This is a genomic window from Solibacillus sp. FSL W7-1324 (assembly GCF_038008025.1).
In the GTDB taxonomy this organism is placed as follows: domain Bacteria; phylum Bacillota; class Bacilli; order Bacillales_A; family Planococcaceae; genus Solibacillus.
Window position 1 is genome coordinate 220,001 of record NZ_JBBOYH010000001.1, and the last position, 18,759, is coordinate 238,759.

An 18,759-nucleotide genomic window follows, 5' to 3' on the forward strand; every position below is an offset into this window, starting at 1 on the left:
CGTTCTTTGAAAACTGGATAAAACGACATTGAAAGCAATAAATCAAATTTCTATTTTATAGATTTTTAAACAAGTCAAGCAATTGACGTGTAAACTTAAATCTTGGACTCGTTCCAAGTGTTAACTTTTGGTTAAGTTAATAAGGGCGCACGGTGGATGCCTTGGCACTAGGAGTCGATGAAGGACGGCACTAACACCGATATGCCTCGGGGAGCTGTAAGTAAGCTTTGATCCGGGGATTTCCGAATGGGGGAACCCACTATCTTTAATCGGATAGTATCTTCACGTGAATTCATAGCGTGTCGAAGACAGACGCAGAGAACTGAAACATCTAAGTACCTGCAGGAACAGAAAGAAAATTCGATTCCCTGAGTAGCGGCGAGCGAAACGGGAAGAGCCCAAACCAAAGAGCTTGCTCTTTGGGGTTGTAGGACACTCTATACGGAGTTACAAAAGAATGAACTAGACGAAGCGACTTGGAAAGGTCCGCGAAACGAGGTAAAAGCCCTGTAGTCAAAAGTTCATTCCCTCCAGAGTGGATCCTGAGTACGGCGGAACACGTGAAATTCCGTCGGAATCCGGGAGGACCATCTCCCAAGGCTAAATACTACCTAGTGACCGATAGTGAACCAGTACCGTGAGGGAAAGGTGAAAAGCACCCCGGAAGGGGAGTGAAATAGATCCTGAAACCGTGTGCCTACAAGTAGTTAGAGCCCGTTAATGGGTGATAGCGTGCCTTTTGTAGAATGAACCGGCGAGTTACGATTACGTGCGAGGTTAAGTTGAGAAGACGGAGCCGCAGCGAAAGCGAGTCTGAATAGGGCGAATTAGTACGTGGTCGTAGACCCGAAACCAGGTGATCTACCCATGTCCAGGGTGAAGGTGAGGTAACACTCACTGGAGGCCCGAACCCACGCACGTTGAAAAGTGCGGGGATGAGGTGTGGGTAGCGGAGAAATTCCAATCGAACCTGGAGATAGCTGGTTCTCTCCGAAATAGCTTTAGGGCTAGCCTCGTGATTGAGAATACCGGAGGTAGAGCACTGTTTGGACTAGGGGGGCATCTCGCTTTACCGAATTCAGACAAACTCCGAATGCCGGATATTTATACACGGGAGTCAGACTGCGAGTGATAAGATCCGTAGTCAAGAGGGAAACAGCCCAGACCACCAGCTAAGGTCCCCAAGTAATCGTTAAGTGGAAAAGGATGTGGCGTTGCTTAGACAACCAGGATGTTGGCTTAGAAGCAGCCATCATTTAAAGAGTGCGTAATAGCTCACTGGTCGAGTGACGCTGCGCCGAAAATGTATCGGGGCTAAACGATTCACCGAAGCTGTGGATGCATACTTTGAGTATGCGTGGTAGGAGAGCGTTCTAACAGCGTTGAAGTCAGACCGGAAGGACTGGTGGAGCGGTTAGAAGTGAGAATGCCGGTATGAGTAGCGAAACATGGGTGAGAATCCCATGCACCGTATGACTAAGGTTTCCTGAGGAAGGCTCGTCCGCTCAGGGTTAGTCGGGACCTAAGCCGAGGCCGATAGGCGTAGGCGATGGACAACAGGTTGATATTCCTGTACCACCTCCTCACCGTTTGAGAAATGGGGGGACGCAGTAGGATAGGGTAAGCACGCCGTTGGTTGCGCGTGTTCAAGCAGTAAGGCGTGTATGTAGGCAAATCCGCATACTTTAACGTTGAGCTGTGATGACGAGCTCGTATGAGCGAAGTTCCTGATTTCACACTGCCAAGAAAAGCCTCTATCGAGGTGAGAGGTGCCCGTACCGCAAACCGACACAGGTAGTCGAGGAGAGAATCCTAAGGTGTGCGAGAGAACTCTCGTTAAGGAACTCGGCAAAATGACCCCGTAACTTCGGGAGAAGGGGTGCTTCTTTGGGTGCATAGCCTAGAGAAGCCGCAGTGAATAGGCCCAGGCGACTGTTTAGCAAAAACACAGGTCTCTGCAAAACCGTAAGGTGACGTATAGGGGCTGACGCCTGCCCGGTGCTGGAAGGTTAAGAGGAGCGGTTAGCGCAAGCGAAGCTGTGAATTGAAGCCCCAGTAAACGGCGGCCGTAACTATAACGGTCCTAAGGTAGCGAAATTCCTTGTCGGGTAAGTTCCGACCCGCACGAAAGGCGTAACGATCTGGGCACTGTCTCAACGAGAGACTCGGTGAAATTATAGTACCTGTGAAGATGCAGGTTACCCGCGACAGGACGGAAAGACCCCGTGGAGCTTTACTGTAGCCTGATATTGAATTTTGGTACAACTTGTACAGGATAGGTAGGAGCCAGAGATCTCGGAGCGCCAGCTTCGAAGGAGGCGTCGGTGGGATACTACCCTGGTTGTATTGAACTTCTAACCCATGCCCCTTAGCGGGGTAGGAGACAGTGTCAGGCGGACAGTTTGACTGGGGCGGTCGCCTCCTAAAGAGTAACGGAGGCGCCCAAAGGTTCCCTCAGAATGGTTGGAAATCATTCGTAGAGTGTAAAGGCATAAGGGAGCTTGACTGCGAGACCTACAAGTCGAGCAGGGTCGAAAGACGGGCTTAGTGATCCGGTGGTTCCGCATGGAAGGGCCATCGCTCAACGGATAAAAGCTACCCCGGGGATAACAGGCTTATCTCCCCCAAGAGTCCACATCGACGGGGAGGTTTGGCACCTCGATGTCGGCTCATCGCATCCTGGGGCTGTAGTCGGTCCCAAGGGTTGGGCTGTTCGCCCATTAAAGCGGTACGCGAGCTGGGTTCAGAACGTCGTGAGACAGTTCGGTCCCTATCCGTCGTGGGCGTAGGAAATTTGAGAGGAGCTGTCCTTAGTACGAGAGGACCGGGATGGACATACCGCTGGTGTACCAGTTGTCTTGCCAAAGGCATCGCTGGGTAGCTATGTATGGACGGGATAAGTGCTGAAAGCATCTAAGCATGAAGCCCCCCTCAAGATGAGATTTCCCATTACGCAAGTAAGTAAGACCCCTGAAAGACGATCAGGTAGATAGGTTCGAGGTGGAAGTGCGGTGACGCATGCAGCTGACGAATACTAATCGGTCGAGGACTTAACCACATTTTATTGCACAAACTCAATGAAACGTTTATCCAGTTTTGAAAGAATGATCTTTCTAAGGGTTTCAAGACACAAGCTAGTCGAGGAAACGACTGAGTGATTGAAGGAGCGTACTCAAGTACGTGACTGAAAGAACGAAGGAAGTTGACGAAGGATAGCGCCGTGTATTGGAAGCCGTAATAGTGAAGTGATGATGGCAAAGAGGTCACACCCGTTCCCATACCGAACACGGAAGTTAAGCTCTTTAGCGCCGATGGTAGTTGGGGGCTTCCCCCTGTGAGAGTAGGACGTCGCTTCGCTAGAATATTGGAGGATTAGCTCAGCTGGGAGAGCACCTGCCTTACAAGCAGGGGGTCGGCGGTTCGAGCCCGTCATCCTCCACCATTTCTAAAATGCCGGTGTAGCTCAGTTGGTAGAGCAACTGACTTGTAATCAGTAGGTCGAGGGTTCGACTCCTTTCGCCGGCACCATTTAGAGAGCCATTAGCTCAGTTGGTAGAGCATCTGACTTTTAATCAGAGGGTCGAAGGTTCGAGTCCTTCATGGCTCACCAGTTTTATAAAATTATACATACTGTCAGATATAAATGATCTTAAGCATTTTGCGGAAGTAGTTCAGTGGTAGAACACCACCTTGCCAAGGTGGGGGTCGCGAGTTCGAACCTCGTCTTCCGCTCCAAAATGCCGGGGTGGCGGAACTGGCAGACGCACAGGACTTAAAATCCTGCGGTGAGTGATCACCGTGCCGGTTCGATTCCGGCCCTCGGCACCATTTTATAATTCTTATTTCTAATAATGCGCGCCCGTAGCTCAATTGGATAGAGCGTCTGACTACGGATCAGAAGGTTGTGGGTTCGACTCCTGCCGGGCGCGCCATAATATATTTACTGACATATTCGGAATGTAGCTCAGCTTGGTAGAGCACTTGGTTTGGGACCAAGGGGTCGTAGGTTCGAATCCTGTCATTCCGACCATCATTTTGGGGCCTTAGCTCAGCTGGGAGAGCGCCTGCCTTGCACGCAGGAGGTCAGCGGTTCGATCCCGCTAGGCTCCACCATTTATATTTTATTCCCTTTGGAGGTATACCCAAGTCTGGCTGAAGGGATCGGTCTTGAAAACCGACAGGCGGGTAACACCGCGCGGGGGTTCGAATCCCTCTACCTCCTCCATTTTAATATTTTTTTCTTCAAATGTTGGTCCCGTGGTGTAGCGGTTAACATGCCTGCCTGTCACGCAGGAGATCGCCGGTTCGATCCCGGTCGGGACCGCCATTTTTTTTATGGGTTTGTAGCTCAGTTGGTAGAGCATTAGATTGAAGCTCTAAGTGTCGGCGGTTCGATTCCGTCCAAACCCACCATACTATGGGCCTATAGCTCAGCTGGTTAGAGCGCACGCCTGATAAGCGTGAGGTCGATGGTTCGAGTCCATTTAGGCCCACCATAGTATTATTCCGAAGTAGCTCAGTTGGTAGAGCATCCGGCTGTTAACCGGCAGGTCGCAGGTTCGAGTCCTGCCTTCGGAGCCATTGGCCCGTTGGTCAAGTGGTTAAGACACCGCCCTTTCACGGCGGTAACACGGGTTCGAATCCCGTACGGGTCATATACACTTGAATGAAAACACATTGCATATTTTGCAATGTGTTTTTTTGATGTTTTCTTTATTTCTTGACGGAAGCATCTGCTGTTTGATGAACTCATAGTCAGGTATTATAAAGTTACAATAGAAAGGGCTGTCTGAAATGAACATAGGAGCAAGCCCTTTCTGCATAAAACAGTGGGAGCAGGTGGAAAAGTGGATGCGATAATAAAAACAGGTAATAAAGCAGTCTACCCGATTATTTTCCCTTCTGACTATAGTGGATTGGGGAGTATTAACTGTTATGTCTATCAAAATGGTGAAGATTATACATTAATTGATGCGGGCATAAAAAATGAGGAATTTGAGCAGTTTTTTTATCAGAAATTGAAAGACTATAATATTGAAATTAACCAAATTACCCGTATTATTTTAACGCATTTTCATAATGACCATATAGGGGTGGTAAATCAAATTACGAATGTTTATCCGATCCCTGTCTATGCCAGTGATATCGCCATTCCTCGTCTAAAATGTGAAGATGATTACTTACAGCAAAAGCTTACCTTTTACTATGAATTGTACAAGCAATACGGCGTACCGGAATTTGCCCGTGAACGAATGTTAAAAATGGAGAATACGCTTCACAATAAAGTACATGTGATAATCTATCCGCAGATTATGAAACTGGGAGACGGGCAAGAAATCGGAGGATTACAAGTAATCGCTGCTCCCGGACACTCACCGGATTCAATCTGTTTGTTTGATGAGGAGACAGGCTGGTTATTTGCGGGAGATTTTTTGTTAGCTAACGGCATGACTAGTGCTTTAATTGATCATGATCATTCGGGAAACATAACGAACCCGTTTAGCCAGTATATAGACTCGATTGAAAAAGTGAATGCTTATAATGTGCTTACCGTGTTTGCCGGCCATAAAGAAATTTATGAAAATTTAAATGAAGTGATGGAGAAAAGCTTAAGTAAAATAGAATACAAACTGCAAAAGGTTATATCCAAAATTAGTGAAGGCCAACATACGGCGAAACAATTAGGAGAAGCAATCTATGGTGAGCGCTTTTCGAAATATTTTACATTTATCATTTCTGAAATAATCGGGTTAACGCTCCTTGGAGAACAACGCGGTTTAATTGTGCGTGAACTGCGCAACGGGGAGTGGTATTTTACGGTTACAAGTTTGATTGAGGATAAATGAAGCAGCTGCCCGGGGGCATAATAGCCTCCTTTTTTCTATAAGTTCATATTTTCACTCGGAATAATCTGGAGTATAAAAATATATTCTAATATTTACCTTTCCTACAGTCATAAATACATTCTTTTTTAAAATTAACTACCTATTTTTGTTCTAAAATATGGAATATGAACCGATATAAAAAGTATTGAGTTATGTACATAAATAGAAATATTAAGGAGAAATCTTATATGAATAAATCTAAAAAGATATTAGCAGCATTAGTTGCAGTTCCTGCTAGTGTTGTTGTTGCAGGGGTAGTGCAGGCTGAGGAAATGACTACTTCACAAACTTTTGAATTTAAGAATAGCTTTACAGGTAATTCCTCATTTATAGAACAAACAAGCACAAAAACACTTTCAATAGATAACGAAGAAGATTTGAAAAATCAGATTTTGTTTGAGTTGGCGAATTTTAATAAAGGATTTACGATTACATATACAGGTACAGAAATTGCTTCATATAAAATTGCAATTGAGAAATTAATGGGAGAAGTATTATCTGAATTAAACACATCAAAAGTTGTAACAACTTCTTCTAATGACACTGTAACATTTGATGTAACAGAAATTTATGGGATTTTTAATAATATGCGTGTAAAAGCGACTGAAACAAAAAATGATGATGTATTAACATCGGTAAAATTAGATTTCTCGTTTAACTATTACGATACCATCACAAATGGTCAACCTACTAACTTTATAGCTGCAAAGGCTAAGTATAGTGATATTAAGTCAAAGGTAGATGAGGCAACAGGTCAAGTTGCAAAAATTAAAGTTATTCATGACTATGTAATTCAAAATACGCATTATGTAGCTACCAATCATAGTGTAGCTTCAATAAGCGGATTATCATCCCATGCCTATGCTTTATGGATGTATACTCTACTAAAACAAGTTCCATCAATGGAAGTCCAATATGTATATGGAATTGTAAATGGGGAATATCGTTCATGGAATATTGTAAAAATCGGTACGGAGTGGTATCACCTTGATGCAGCAAGTGATGATTCAGCAGAAAAAAGCGACAAGCGTATTCAATATCGCCATTTCTTGACATACACACCAAATGAGCGTCGTATTTTAAGTGAAAAAAACGCTGAAATTACAGATACAACATACAATTATTTCAAAACAATCGACAATCAAGCACAATCAACAACTCATATATATTATCCTAATGCACAAACATCAGGAGAAATATATCAGTTAGATTTAACTTCACTTACATCAACTCCATTAGCAATTGACCGTAGTAATGCAACGACAGGTACAGGTCGTATTGTTTATTATGAGCAAACGTCTGGCGATGCAGCAAATATTGAAGTTGTAAGGAAGTACTTATATTTTATAAATGATAGTCAAGGAAAGTATTTATATCGATATGAACTTAATTCAAGCAAACTTGAATTGATTTTAAAAGAGCAGTTGCAGTCGATTGAATTAGGTACAAATATTTTAAATTATAAAACAATTGATGGAGAATCTGGATTTTTGCCATTGTCACGGATAGAAGATTTGAATAATGAGTTGGCAAATAAGGTGAATTCAGAAATTCAGAAATTAGTAGATACAGAAGATCAAACTACACAAAAGTTTAAAGAAGCGGTAATGGCCACACGTCAATTATATTTGGCACTGACAGAAGGGCAGCGATTACTAGTATCTAATTATCAAAAACTTGTAGAAATCGAAGGAACTTTGACCAGCGATGTAAAAACATCTGCCGTTGTGGATATTATCAACAAGTTAGATGAAATGGATGAAAGTTATGTTAAAAATGTCGATGATGCATTAAGTGCCTATAACGGACTTAGTAATAAAATGGCGGTTTATAATTATTCTATTTTACAAGAAGCGGTGAAAAAGGTTGATGCTGCACGTCAATTAAAAAAGAACTTAGATTCAAAAGTAGCGAGCGTGATAAATGAAGACCCGTTTGCACAAATCCCGGATTTCATCGTATTTGTTGAAGATTTCCTGAAAAAATTTGATAGTTATTTACCATCGATTCGAAACGGCGTTCCAGGACTGGGTGATATTGAAACTTATCATGAACGTACAGTAAATCTTCGTCAAGATACAGAGGATTTTGTTAATACAGTAAAGATTATAGATGAAGAGGCATTGGATTTTATAACAACTATGGAAGTCATAGAAAAACAGTACGATGATCTTCTCTCAAGTCAAAAACATATTATTAAAAGTGCTGATGGCAATATAGTTAATGAAAAGCTTGCCTTAATGACATCGATGAAGGGTCAAATAAAAAAATTCAATGAGTTGATGGACAGTCTTTCAATATCCGATACTATTACGGATGATTTTGTTAGTAAAGTACAACAGGCGCAATCACTATATAATGACATGAAGCTAGCACAGAAAAATGCTATTTCAGAAGAAAATACTGAAAAACTAAAAGCTTTAATAGATCGCATAAATGTAATTTCTGAAGATGTATCATTAAAAGCTTTGATAAGTGCAATTACAGCGCTGGATTTTGCAGAAATGACTTCTTTAGACAATTTAGTAAGCCAGGTCACATCAGCAGATACGGTAAGTGTAGTTGCTGCCAATTTAGGTATTACAGAAGAACAAGCGATTGCATTATTATCAACAGATGTAAGAACAAAGTTAGTTGAATACCGTCAGTTGAAAGAGTTAGCTATTAATTCAGCAAAGCCATTAATAATTGAAATGGGTGCCCTTGATGACGAATCTTCGGCAACAACTATTATGGAAGTAAGACAGCGATATACGAATTTAATTGCTACGGATAGCCGTTTTGAAAAGTTCTTTATCGAGGAATTGAAAGAGTTAAACGCTCAAGAAAAACGGATTAAAGAAGCGCTACTTGCAGCAGAAGCACAAAATATTATTGTAAATATTGAGCTATTATCTGAGGAATCAACTTATTCAGAAGTACAGGCCGTTTATCAAAGTTATCAGGCATTATCAGATGAGGTAAAAAATATTGTAACAAACAAAGAGAAATTACTGGGGTTATGGGATAAAGTATCAAAGGATGCAACAGCTTTTCAAAAAGCAATCGATGATGTAAATAATGCAATTGAAGCATTAGATAGTCAATCGACAAAAGAAGATATTGAAAATGTTCGTGCTGCTTATAATGAGCTTACACAAGAACAGCAAGTGAAAATAAAGAATTATGGGAAACTTGATTTACTTATAGAAGCTTTAGAAGCATTGGAAATAGAACTTTCAAACAGAATTGCAGCTGAAAAGGTAGTTGAACTAATTCAGATTCTTAATAATGAATCAACACCAAATGAAATTAAAGCTGCTCGTGATGCTTATACTGATTTGACAGAAGAAGCAAAAAAGCTAGTTCCTAAGAAAGTATTGGAAAATCTAGAGTATTTTGAATTAGTATTGGAGTCGCAAATTGCACAGGCTGAAAAAGAAGCGAAAGTTGTGATGGATCGTATAAATCGCATTGATAAAACGAAATACACTGATGCTCAAATCAAGAGTATTCGAATGGCGTACAACGCATTAAGTGATCTTGCGAAATCGTTTGTAACAAACCTCAACATTTTAATTGATGGCGAGAACTATATTATTTATCAAAATACAGTTGTGAAGCAGGCAAAGCTTGATGCCAATGCATTTGATATTTACATGAATGATGTTAGCCGTAGTTCGACAACACAGGAAATTGCAAAAGCCCGTTCACTATACAACAACTTATCGGCGGAAGCAAAAAGACATGTTACAACGTTGGAAAAGCTTGTCCGTCTTGAAACAATGTGGAGAGACCCGTATTATATTGAGCTTGTGTATACGTACTATCCGGATTATATCCATGATATAAAGCCTGGTGGAGTAGTCATTGAAAAGCCATCATACGACCCGCTTTACATTCCGGACGATTCGGCGAGTACTGTGGCGACAACGATTCCAAAAACAGCAAGCTGGTCACAATATGAGACGATGACTTACCAGAATGGACGCTATTCAACACAGATTACTTCTTCTCAAGTGAAAAACAACGCAGACCGGAATATCCGTTTAAAAGCAGGAGATATTGAAATTGTTATTCCTACATCAGAAATTCAAAGCTCTACAGCAGCGGTTGGAGTGTCTGTAAGTGTGACGAATAACCAGTTGAACATTCAGTTTACAGAAGGAAATCGTGCAAAAACATTTGCAAGTACAGTAGAAGTTCATGTTCCGGTATCAAAATTAAAGGCGAATACTTCGCAAGTTGTTCAGCGTGTTACCTCAACAGGTACGTCACCGTCATCATTTAAAGTGGATGGCTCAACATTCATTATCCGTACAGCGACGGGTGGTACATTTAAAGCAGCGAACAGCAGTGTCATCTATACGGATATTCCAAATAATGACCAAGGACGTGCGATTCGGGAGCTGACAAAGCGCGGTATACTATTTAATACAAAAAACCGCCTGGTGCAAAGCTCTAAACAAGTAAGCAGACTTGATGTTGCAGTGATGATTGCATCTGCACTTGATGTATCGAGTAACACTAAATCAAAATATTTGGATATAGCCAATACACAGCAGTTGAAACTCGTTCAAGGTTTATTGGAAGCGGGAATTATGAGCGGGGCTACATCGAGCCGGTTTGCACCTAATGCCTCTGTGACAAAGCAGGAAGCAGCCATCATTATAGCCAACATGTACCGTTACTTAAATCAGGATTTGGCGAAAGCGTATAATGAACTAAACTTCAGCTATACAGATATCGCAAACCTGACATTTGAAGCACGTCAAAGCATAGCGATTTTAGAGCTATTTGGAGTTGTTGATGGGGAAGGCCTATTTAATCCTGAGAAAGCATTATCGCGCGGTGAGTTTGCCGAGCTTATATACAATGCATTAATAGCAATCGACTACTTATAAAATTCGTAAACCTATGATTCCCACTCAGGAGTCATAGGTTTTTTAGTGGAAAACAGCTATGTTGGGATAGAAAAAGGAGTCGGATGCTCTGACAACTCCTTTACAAATACGCTATAATTAACAACTACAGCACACATGCACAAAAGGAGTTTTCGCATGGTCTATTTATCGATGATTTTCTTCAAAATTGTTGCACCGATTTTAATTTTGCTTATTATAGGTGCCATTTTACAGCGCAAGTTCCAGTTTAACCTTAAAGCCTTATCCCAACTCATTACATACTGTTTCATGCCGGCAGCAGTGTTTATCAATATTTATGAAACTTCCATTGAAATGAGTGTACTCGGACAAATTACGATTTTTATTATTCTGTTTATCGGTGGGCAAATGCTGTTAAGTCAGCTGCTCGCAAAAATGTTAAAACTTGATAAAAAGGAATCGGCTGTTTTCAAAAACAGTGTTGTCCTTATCAACTCGGGCAACTATGGAATTCCGGTGGCACAAATGATATTCGCAACGCAGCCGATTGGAGTAGCGATTCAAGTCATTCTTGTTATTTTTCAAAATATGACGACCTATACATATGGCTTGTATAATTTAATCTCATCAACAAAATCCGGAATAGCAATTGTCCGGGACTTTCTGAAAATGCCGATCGTTCATGCGCTAATTATAGGCGCGGCATTGAATTACTTTCATGTCCCGATCCCGGAAACATTTAGTATTCCACTTGAACATATTGCAGACGGATTTGTGGCGGTTGCCCTTATTACATTAGGGGCACAGCTTTCTACAATTGAAATGCGGTCGATGTTCAATAAAACCATTTTTGTTAGCTGCTTTACACGGTTGATAGTCGGTCCGGCAACAGCACTTCTCATTATTTTCGCACTTGGCCTGGATGGGGTAGTGGCACAGTCTCTATTTATCGCAAGTGCATTCCCGACATCCAGAAACAGTTCCAGCTTGGCGCTTGAGTATGATATTGAATCAGCTACAGCAGCTCAGACAGTACTGTTTTCAACGATTATCAGCTGTTTAACAGTAACGGTTGTAATTTATTTATCAACAATTTTATTTGCATAGACAAGGGCTGCAGTAAAGGTGAATTCAACTTTTGCTGCAGCTCTTTTCACATAAAAAACCGCAAGTATCCCCTCAGATACTTGCGATTGTAAGCGATTATAGTTGGATATCAATAACGCTTTCGTAAACTTACGAAAAGCTAGTGAATTTAACAATTTGAGCAAGAAGCTAAATTCATAGAGTACATCTTAGTACATACTTACCGGATTAGAGTATGGGTTTGAAAGGTCCATACCATCTAATGAAAGACCCATTGCCTTCGCTACACCTTCACCATATGCTGGATCAGCTAAGTAGCAGTGTAAAATGTGACGGCGTTTGATGAATTCTTCAACACCGTTCATTTCAGCAGCAGTTGTTTCGAATAAACGTTGTTGCTGTTCCGGAGTTTGAAGACGGAATAATTTACCTGGTTGCTCGAAGTAGTTGTTGTCATCTTCACGGAAATCGTAGATGTCAGCTGGACCATCAAGAGCTAATGCAGGATCTTTATATTGTGTTTGGCCTTGTAATGCGCCATAGCTATTTGGATAGTAAGTAATAGCTGCACCACGGTTTCCGTCAGCACGGCCTTGACCATCACGGTGATATACCATGAATGGGCATTTTGGTGTGTTTACAGGAATTTGGTGGTGGTTAACGCCTAAACGGTAACGAGTTGCATCTTGGTAAGCAAATAAACGCGCTTGTAACATACGGTCTGGTGAGAAAGAAATACCAGGTACAACGTTTGATGGAGCGAATGCAGCTTGCTCAACATCAGCGAAGTAGTTTTCCGGGTTGCGGTTTAATTCGAATTCCCCAACTTCAATTAACGGGTACTCAGATTTGTACCAAACTTTTGTTAAGTCGAATGGGTTGTCCTTAGAGTTGCGAGCCTGCTCTTCAGTCATGACTTGGATGTACATTTTCCATTTCGGGAAATCGCCTTTTTCGATTGACTCGAATAGGTCACGTTGTGAAGATTCACGGTCTTTACCGATAATTTCAGCCGCTTCTGCACTTGTTAAGTTTTCAATGCCTTGTTGAGAACGGAAGTGGAATTTCACGTATACACGTTCGCCAGCTTCGTTGATCATTGAGTAAGTATGAGAACCGAATCCGTGCATTTTGCGGTATCCGTTTGGAATACCACGGTCAGACATTACGATCGTTACTTGGTGTAATGCTTCAGGTAATGAAGTCCAGAAATCCCAGTTTGAGTTACCGTTGTGCATGTTTGTTTTTGGATCACGCTTAACAACGTGGTTTAAATCCGGGAAGTGTAATGGATCACGGAAGAAGAATACAGGTGTGTTGTTACCAACCATATCCCAGTTACCTTCTTCAGTATAGAATTTTAATGCAAAACCGCGAATATCACGCTCTGCATCAGCCGCACCGCGCTCACCTGCTACAGTTGAGAAACGTGCGAACATTTCTGTTTTCTTACCAACTTCAGAGAAAATTTTTGCTTTTGAATATTTTGTAATGTCATGCGTTACAGTAAATGTACCGAATGCACCTGAACCTTTTGCGTGCATACGACGCTCAGGAATTACTTCACGGTTAAAGTTTGCTAATTTCTCAATTAGAAATACATCTTGTAATAAAAGTGGACCGCGACGACCAGCTGTCATCGAATCATCGTTTGATACTACTGGAGCACCAGTAATCGTTGTTAAACGTTCGTTTGTCATATGTAGTTCCTCCTAATATTTTTTGAAAAACCCTTCATAAATAATATAACAAATCTAAATCATAATTTCTACTAGATTATAATAATTCTTTTTAAGTAATATTTATATTAAAGAATTAGTTATTAAAAATGGATAGTTCAGATAATATAGTTTATTAGTAAATTATACCTTTAATTAGCAGGAAAAGGTAAATATTGCTCCGCATTTTTAGTTGGAAAAGTGTTTCCTTTATTAGTCGACAAATGTGGGGAGTTCTTCTATTATTTCCTATATAATAGAAGCGACTACCATACGAAAGGACATGGTTATGCAACTTACATTAACTTTTATCATTTTGGCAGTTACAATTATTTTATTTACGACGAACAGATTGCGGGCAGACCTTGTCGCAGTAATGGCATTATTATCATTTGTAATATTAAATATTTTGACACCTGCTGAAGCGCTGGCAGGGTTTTCGAATTCTGTAGTCATTATGATAGCGGGACTATTTGTTGTTGGAGCAGGTATTTTAAGAACGGGACTTGCTGGTATGGCAGGAAACCTTCTATTGAAATGGTCAGGGGATAATGAGCTCCGTCTCTTTATATTGCTTCTTGTAATTGTTGCAATTGTCGGGGCGTTTATGAGCAATACAGGTACGGTCGCGCTAATGCTGCCGATTGTGGTGTCGATAGCAATCAGCATTAAAGTAAGTCCGTCCAAGTTTTTAATGCCGCTCTCTTATATTGCGAGTATGTCGGGGTTGATGACGTTAATTGCATCGCCGACAAATTTAATTGCTTCCCAAACGCTCGTTGATCATGGGTTTGAAAAGCTGGGGTTTTTCACGATCACGCCAATCGGAATTATCGCGACGATTACTGTTATTATTTATTTAGTATTAGTACGTAATGTACTGTTGCCGAATGAGGAAAATCGTTCGCAGTCAAGTGCAGGGTATAAGCTTTCTCCAAAGAAAATTGCCAAAGAATATGATTTGCATGATAAACTGTTCCGCGTTGTCGTTACCGAGCATTCGACAATCCTAGAACAAAAGCTTGCTGATTTGAAGCTTCCGGCAACCTACCATATTTATATTATGAAAATAAAACGCGGTGCCGCGCAGGACGGGCTAAATTTACGACCGATGACGTATCAGGAACTGGCAGGACCGACAAGTGTAATTCATGTCGGTGATGAGCTGTATGTTCAAGGTCTGGCAGATGATGTAGCGCGTTTTGCTCATGATTTTGCGTTAACGGTTCAGCCGTTCGAAGATCATGCAAAAGAGCTCGTAACGAAAAAAATCGGTGTGGCCGAAGTATTATTAACACCGCAGTCACGTCTTATTAGGGAAACGGTCAGTAAAATCGGGTTCCGTGAGAAATACAATTTAAATATATTAGGGATCAACCGTAAAGGCGACTACTTACTGAAAAACATGGCAGATCAGAAACTGCGGTTCGGTGATGCGATTTTAGTACAGGGAACATGGGACGAAATCGAGCTGTTGTCCCGCGAAACGCAAGATGTTGTCGTAGTGGGACAACCGCGTGAGCTGGCAGGTGCAATTGCAGCAAACGGAAAGGCACCGATTGCCGGAATTATTATGCTGCTGATAATCGGCCTTATGGTTTTTGAAGTATTTGATGCCGTCATTGCTGTATTAATTGGGGCCGTTCTTATGATTATTACAGGCTGTCTGCGTAATATGGATGATGCCTACAGTAAAATGAACTTCGAAAGCATTGTGCTCGTAGCAGCAATGCTTCCGATGGCGACAGCACTTGAGAAAACAGGGGGAATGACAATTCTCGCAGAAGGCATTATCAGTGTGCTCGGTGATTTCGGTCCTTATGGTGTGTTGATGGGGATTTATTTACTGACTGTTATATTCGGGCAATTTGTTAGTAACACGGCAACAGCAGTACTGTTTTCGCCGATTGCCATCACTGCAGCACTTGCTATGGATGCGAATCCGTATACCTTTATGATTGGGGTAGCAACTGCTGCGAGTATGGCGTTTGCGACACCGATTGCATCTCCGACAAACTCCCTTGTGTTAACAGCTGGCGGCTATAAGTTTATGGATTTCGTGAAAGTCGGTGTGCCGTTGCAGGTGATTATGTTTATCGTCATGATGATTGCGGTACCGTTGCTGTTTCCGTTTTAAAGTGATTATTGGAACAATTTCGGTTTTGTGATCAATAACTTGTTGAGTTCTATTCCGCGGAAAGCGTCCCCGGAATTGAAATCAATTTTTTGCTGAACCGGCTGTTTTCCTAACCTGCAATCTATAGCGGTAAGGGGTTAACTGATAGTATTCCCGAAATACTTTAGTGAAGTAATTGCCGTCTGTGAAACCGACCATTTCCGCGATTGATCCGATTCCTAAACTCGTTTCTATTAATAACTTTTCGGCTTGCTGTACGCGATACTGCTGCAAATACTTCTTGAATGGTATGCCGCGTTTTTTTGAAAACACATTGCTCAAATAATTGGTGCTTATATTTAATTCGTTTGCAGCATGCTGTAATGTCAGCTCAGCATTAGTATAATCGAGCTCGATTATTTCAACAGCCAGCTCCGTATAGTCAGCAATCTGCTGCTGCTGCAGATTTTTCCTCGCATCGATTAACCGCTGTGTAAATAATATGAATTCTTGTACAATCGAATATAAAATTGGATGCTCTAAAATAAAATGGAACAGTGCGCGGTACTGCTGTTCCATTTTTGCTTGCTGCTGCAGATGATACTTCATCATAAATCGGCGGATTTGAGCCAAAATACTCGTCAAATGAATACGTACATCATCCTGGTGGTAATAAGTAGAACCTTTTGTCAGCGTATATAAAAACGTCTTAATTGCTTTTAAATCACCGTTTTCAAGGCTCGTAATCCATAGCTGCTGTTCTTCAGGAGTCAAAAGCGGATCAAGCCTCGTCACATGAAGTGTTTGCGAACTTTTAAAAATATGGGAATACCCTTTATAAAAGCGCTGTGCCAATGTTTTTTTACATGCTTGGTACATTGTCAGCAATGTTGTCTCCTTCCCATCATAGACAGCAATGTTCAGCGATTCCCCACTGAATTTCTCCCATTCCTGGCTCATGATTCGAAGCTGTCTGAATAGATTGGTAGAATCATCGATATCAACAATACAAATCACCCGGTTTTGCAGCGGAAGGGCAATAAGGTTTTGAAAAATAGGCAGTTCAATGAGCCACTCATACAGCATAAAATTATGCTCGTAATCTGCACACTCAATTAAAAAGAAGGACTTTCCTTCTAAAGAGAAATTTCCTGGCTTATTTAAATACAAATCCGAATATAATTGGGTCTCGACTGAAATAGTACTGCTTGACGTTGCTGCAGATTTAGTAGAAGGGATTTTCAGCAAAGCAGACTTTAATTGCTCCAAAGGTATGGGCTTCACAAAAAGATCGATTGCTTTTAAGCGTATTGCTTTCATAGCTTGTTGAAAAATAGGCTCCGCTGTAATACCGATAACAGGAATCGCCTGTTTTTGTAAAAACTGCTCTATAGAAGGAGAAACAAGTTCCATTTCAATGAGAAGTAATTCGGGCTGAGTTTCTTCAAAAGCTTCAATTATTCTACTGCCATCTATTACGCCAATTACTTTAATTTCCCGCATAAAATAATTTTTTAAATACCACTCAATTCCTGCAATTTCTTCAAAATCCCGCTCAACAATTAAAATTTTCAATCGAACACCACCTTTAACAATTACTGTTTCATATATAAATACTACAATTCATTCAAATTAATTTTACTTTATTCAAATATTACTATAATCGATGTTTTTATTCTATTTATTCCGAATTGAAAGAAAACTAGAATGGAAATTACAAAGGAGTGGTGGAATGACAAAGTACCAGGAGGAACAGGAACTGCCGAAAGTTGGACAGTTTGAAGTGAGTATTTTCATGAAAATGGTGTCTTGCAGCTTAATCGGGATTTTTAGTTTTTTTATCACATTTGAATGGAATGGAAAAACATCGATTTTAATCGACCATATCGTAAGTGCATTCACGACATTCACACCAACGTTAGTAAACGGGTATGTGTTGATTCTTTTAGTACTTGGAGCATTTTATCCATTTGTCACGAAAAAATGGAATACCTCAAAAGTAAATATGGTGTTATCGATTTTTAAGTTGGGCGGACTTGTTGCCGGGGTAATGCTTATTTTCGGATTTGGTCCCGCTTGGTTATTTAATCCGGATATCGGTCCATTTTTATTAGAAAAACTTATTAAGCCGGTGGGTCTGGTTATTCCAATCGGATCGATTTTTTTAGCACTGCTCGTTTGCTATGGCTTACTAGAATTTATAGGGGTACTCATGCAACCGGTAATGAAACCAATTTTCAAAACACCGGGTCGGTCAGCAGTCGATGCGGTAGCCTCTTTTGTTGGCAGCTATTCGGTCGGCTTAATATTGACGAACCGTGTTTATAAAGAAGGAAAATATACAGCAAGAGAATCTGCTATTATTGCGACTGGCTTTTCTACAGTATCAGCTACATTCATGGTAGTCGTCGCAAAAACATTGGATTTAATGGAATACTGGAACTTATTTTTCTGGGTGACATTAGTTGTGACATTCATTGTTACTGCAATTACAGCCCGGATTTATCCATTAAACAAAATTAAAGATGAATACTATGAAGGCTCCATTCCACAGCCTGAAAAGATTGTGAAAAAGGACCGGTTAACCGTTGCTTGGACTGAAGCGGTTGAAGCAACAAAATCAAATCCGTCTTTACCTAAAAACTTATACATTCATTTAAAAGACGGCTTTATTATGGCGATGGGGGTCATACCATCCATTTTATCCATTGGACTATTAGGAATGGTATTGGCAATTTATACACCGCTGTTTGACTGGCTGGCATATATATTCGCGCCATTTACGTATTTACTGCAAATTCCTGATCCGATGTTGACAGCTAAAGCGTTGTCATTATCGATAGCGGAAATGTTCTTACCGGCAATGATTGTAACGGAGGCCGTTCTTGTAACGAAGTTTATCGTAGCCGTCGTTTCGATTTCAGCTATTTTATTCTTTTCAGCTGTCATTCCGGTTATTTTATCGACAGACATCCCGTTATCAATTCGCCAAATGCTCATTATCTGGTTTGAGCGAGTTGTTTTAACACTCATATTCGTTACACCAATAGCATTTATCTTATTCTAACTTCAAATTAAAGGAGAGATTTTTT

The 18,759-nt window shown here is 41.0% G+C and carries 7 protein-coding genes, 14 tRNA genes and 2 rRNA genes; 21 read left to right on the plus strand and 2 right to left on the minus strand.

All coding sequences use genetic code 11. From position 1 onward, the window contains the following. The first annotated feature begins 129 nt into the window (after positions 1-129). The 19 genes from MKY71_RS01080 (at position 130) to MKY71_RS01170 (ending at position 11,854) form a co-directional block, all read left to right on the plus strand. A 23S ribosomal RNA gene (locus MKY71_RS01080) occupies positions 130-3,058 on the plus strand. Positions 3,059-3,241: 183 nt separating this feature from the next. Then, positions 3,242-3,357: ribosomal RNA gene (gene rrf, locus MKY71_RS01085) — 5S ribosomal RNA — on the plus strand. 9 nt (positions 3,358-3,366) lie between these two features. Beyond that, positions 3,367-3,442, plus strand: a tRNA-Val gene (locus MKY71_RS01090). 10 nt (positions 3,443-3,452) lie between these two features. Continuing rightward, positions 3,453-3,528, plus strand: a tRNA-Thr gene (locus tag MKY71_RS01095). Positions 3,529-3,534: 6 nt separating this feature from the next. After that, positions 3,535-3,610: transfer RNA gene (locus MKY71_RS01100), tRNA-Lys, on the plus strand. Positions 3,611-3,660: 50 nt separating this feature from the next. Next, positions 3,661-3,735, plus strand: a tRNA-Gly gene (locus tag MKY71_RS01105). Between the two features lie 4 nt (positions 3,736-3,739). Further along, positions 3,740-3,828 (plus strand) — tRNA-Leu (locus MKY71_RS01110). Between the two features lie 27 nt (positions 3,829-3,855). After that, positions 3,856-3,932, plus strand: a tRNA-Arg gene (locus MKY71_RS01115). Between the two features lie 21 nt (positions 3,933-3,953). Then, positions 3,954-4,030, plus strand: a tRNA-Pro gene (locus MKY71_RS01120). Between the two features lie 7 nt (positions 4,031-4,037). After that, positions 4,038-4,113: transfer RNA gene (locus MKY71_RS01125), tRNA-Ala, on the plus strand. 19 nt (positions 4,114-4,132) lie between these two features. After that, a tRNA-Ser gene (locus MKY71_RS01130) sits at positions 4,133-4,225 on the plus strand. 26 nt (positions 4,226-4,251) lie between these two features. Beyond that, a tRNA-Asp gene (locus tag MKY71_RS01135) sits at positions 4,252-4,327 on the plus strand. Positions 4,328-4,337: 10 nt separating this feature from the next. Then, positions 4,338-4,413, plus strand: a tRNA-Phe gene (locus tag MKY71_RS01140). Positions 4,414-4,419: 6 nt separating this feature from the next. Beyond that, positions 4,420-4,496 (plus strand) — tRNA-Ile (locus MKY71_RS01145). 9 nt (positions 4,497-4,505) lie between these two features. After that, positions 4,506-4,581 (plus strand) — tRNA-Asn (locus tag MKY71_RS01150). Between the two features lie 2 nt (positions 4,582-4,583). Continuing rightward, positions 4,584-4,655 (plus strand) — tRNA-Glu (locus MKY71_RS01155). Between the two features lie 192 nt (positions 4,656-4,847). Continuing rightward, positions 4,848-5,846, plus strand: a complete 999-nt coding sequence (locus MKY71_RS01160) for an MBL fold metallo-hydrolase (protein WP_340731289.1) — start codon at positions 4,848-4,850, stop codon at positions 5,844-5,846. Positions 5,847-6,073: 227 nt separating this feature from the next. Beyond that, entirely contained in the window at positions 6,074-10,768 is a 4,695-nt protein-coding gene (locus MKY71_RS01165; RefSeq protein ID WP_340731291.1) for an S-layer homology domain-containing protein, read from the plus strand. A 156-nt stretch (positions 10,769-10,924) separates the two neighbouring features. After that, entirely contained in the window at positions 10,925-11,854 is a 930-nt protein-coding gene (locus MKY71_RS01170; RefSeq protein ID WP_340731292.1) for an AEC family transporter, read from the plus strand. 188 nt (positions 11,855-12,042) lie between these two features. Here the strand turns inward: MKY71_RS01170 and MKY71_RS01175 are convergent, their stop codons facing one another. Next, positions 12,043-13,533 (minus strand): catalase, encoded by a 1,491-nt coding sequence (locus MKY71_RS01175; RefSeq protein ID WP_340731294.1) that lies wholly within the window; start codon positions 13,531-13,533, stop codon positions 12,043-12,045. Positions 13,534-13,840: 307 nt separating this feature from the next. On the opposite strand from MKY71_RS01175, the gene MKY71_RS01180 reads away from it, so the two are divergent. Further along, a complete protein-coding gene (locus tag MKY71_RS01180) occupies positions 13,841-15,688 on the plus strand; it encodes an SLC13 family permease (RefSeq protein ID WP_340731295.1) in 1,848 nt (615 codons plus the stop codon). A gap of 81 nt (positions 15,689-15,769) precedes the next feature. Here the strand turns inward: MKY71_RS01180 and MKY71_RS01185 are convergent, their stop codons facing one another. Beyond that, complete coding sequence (locus MKY71_RS01185) at positions 15,770-17,242, minus strand: response regulator transcription factor (protein ID WP_340731296.1); 1,473 nt, start codon at positions 17,240-17,242, stop codon at positions 15,770-15,772. Between the two features lie 157 nt (positions 17,243-17,399). Here MKY71_RS01185 and MKY71_RS01190 point away from each other — a divergent pair, with 157 nt between their 5' ends. Then, a complete protein-coding gene (locus MKY71_RS01190) occupies positions 17,400-18,734 on the plus strand; it encodes a YjiH family protein (RefSeq protein ID WP_340731297.1) in 1,335 nt (444 codons plus the stop codon). Positions 18,735-18,759 lie beyond the last annotated feature (25 nt).

What these genes read in the sequence shown, in the direction of transcription:
- MKY71_RS01190 (WP_340731297.1), top strand. Translation starts at nt 17,400, where the DNA reads ATGACAAAGTACCAGGAGGAACAGGAACTGCCGAAAGTTGGACAGTTT.
- MKY71_RS01165 (WP_340731291.1), top strand. Translation starts at nt 6,074, where the DNA reads ATGAATAAATCTAAAAAGATATTAGCAGCATTAGTTGCAGTTCCTGCT.
- MKY71_RS01180 (WP_340731295.1), top strand. Translation starts at nt 13,841, where the DNA reads ATGCAACTTACATTAACTTTTATCATTTTGGCAGTTACAATTATTTTA.
- MKY71_RS01170 (WP_340731292.1), top strand. Translation starts at nt 10,925, where the DNA reads ATGGTCTATTTATCGATGATTTTCTTCAAAATTGTTGCACCGATTTTA.
- MKY71_RS01175 (WP_340731294.1), bottom strand. Translation starts at nt 13,533, where the DNA reads ATGACAAACGAACGTTTAACAACGATTACTGGTGCTCCAGTAGTATCA.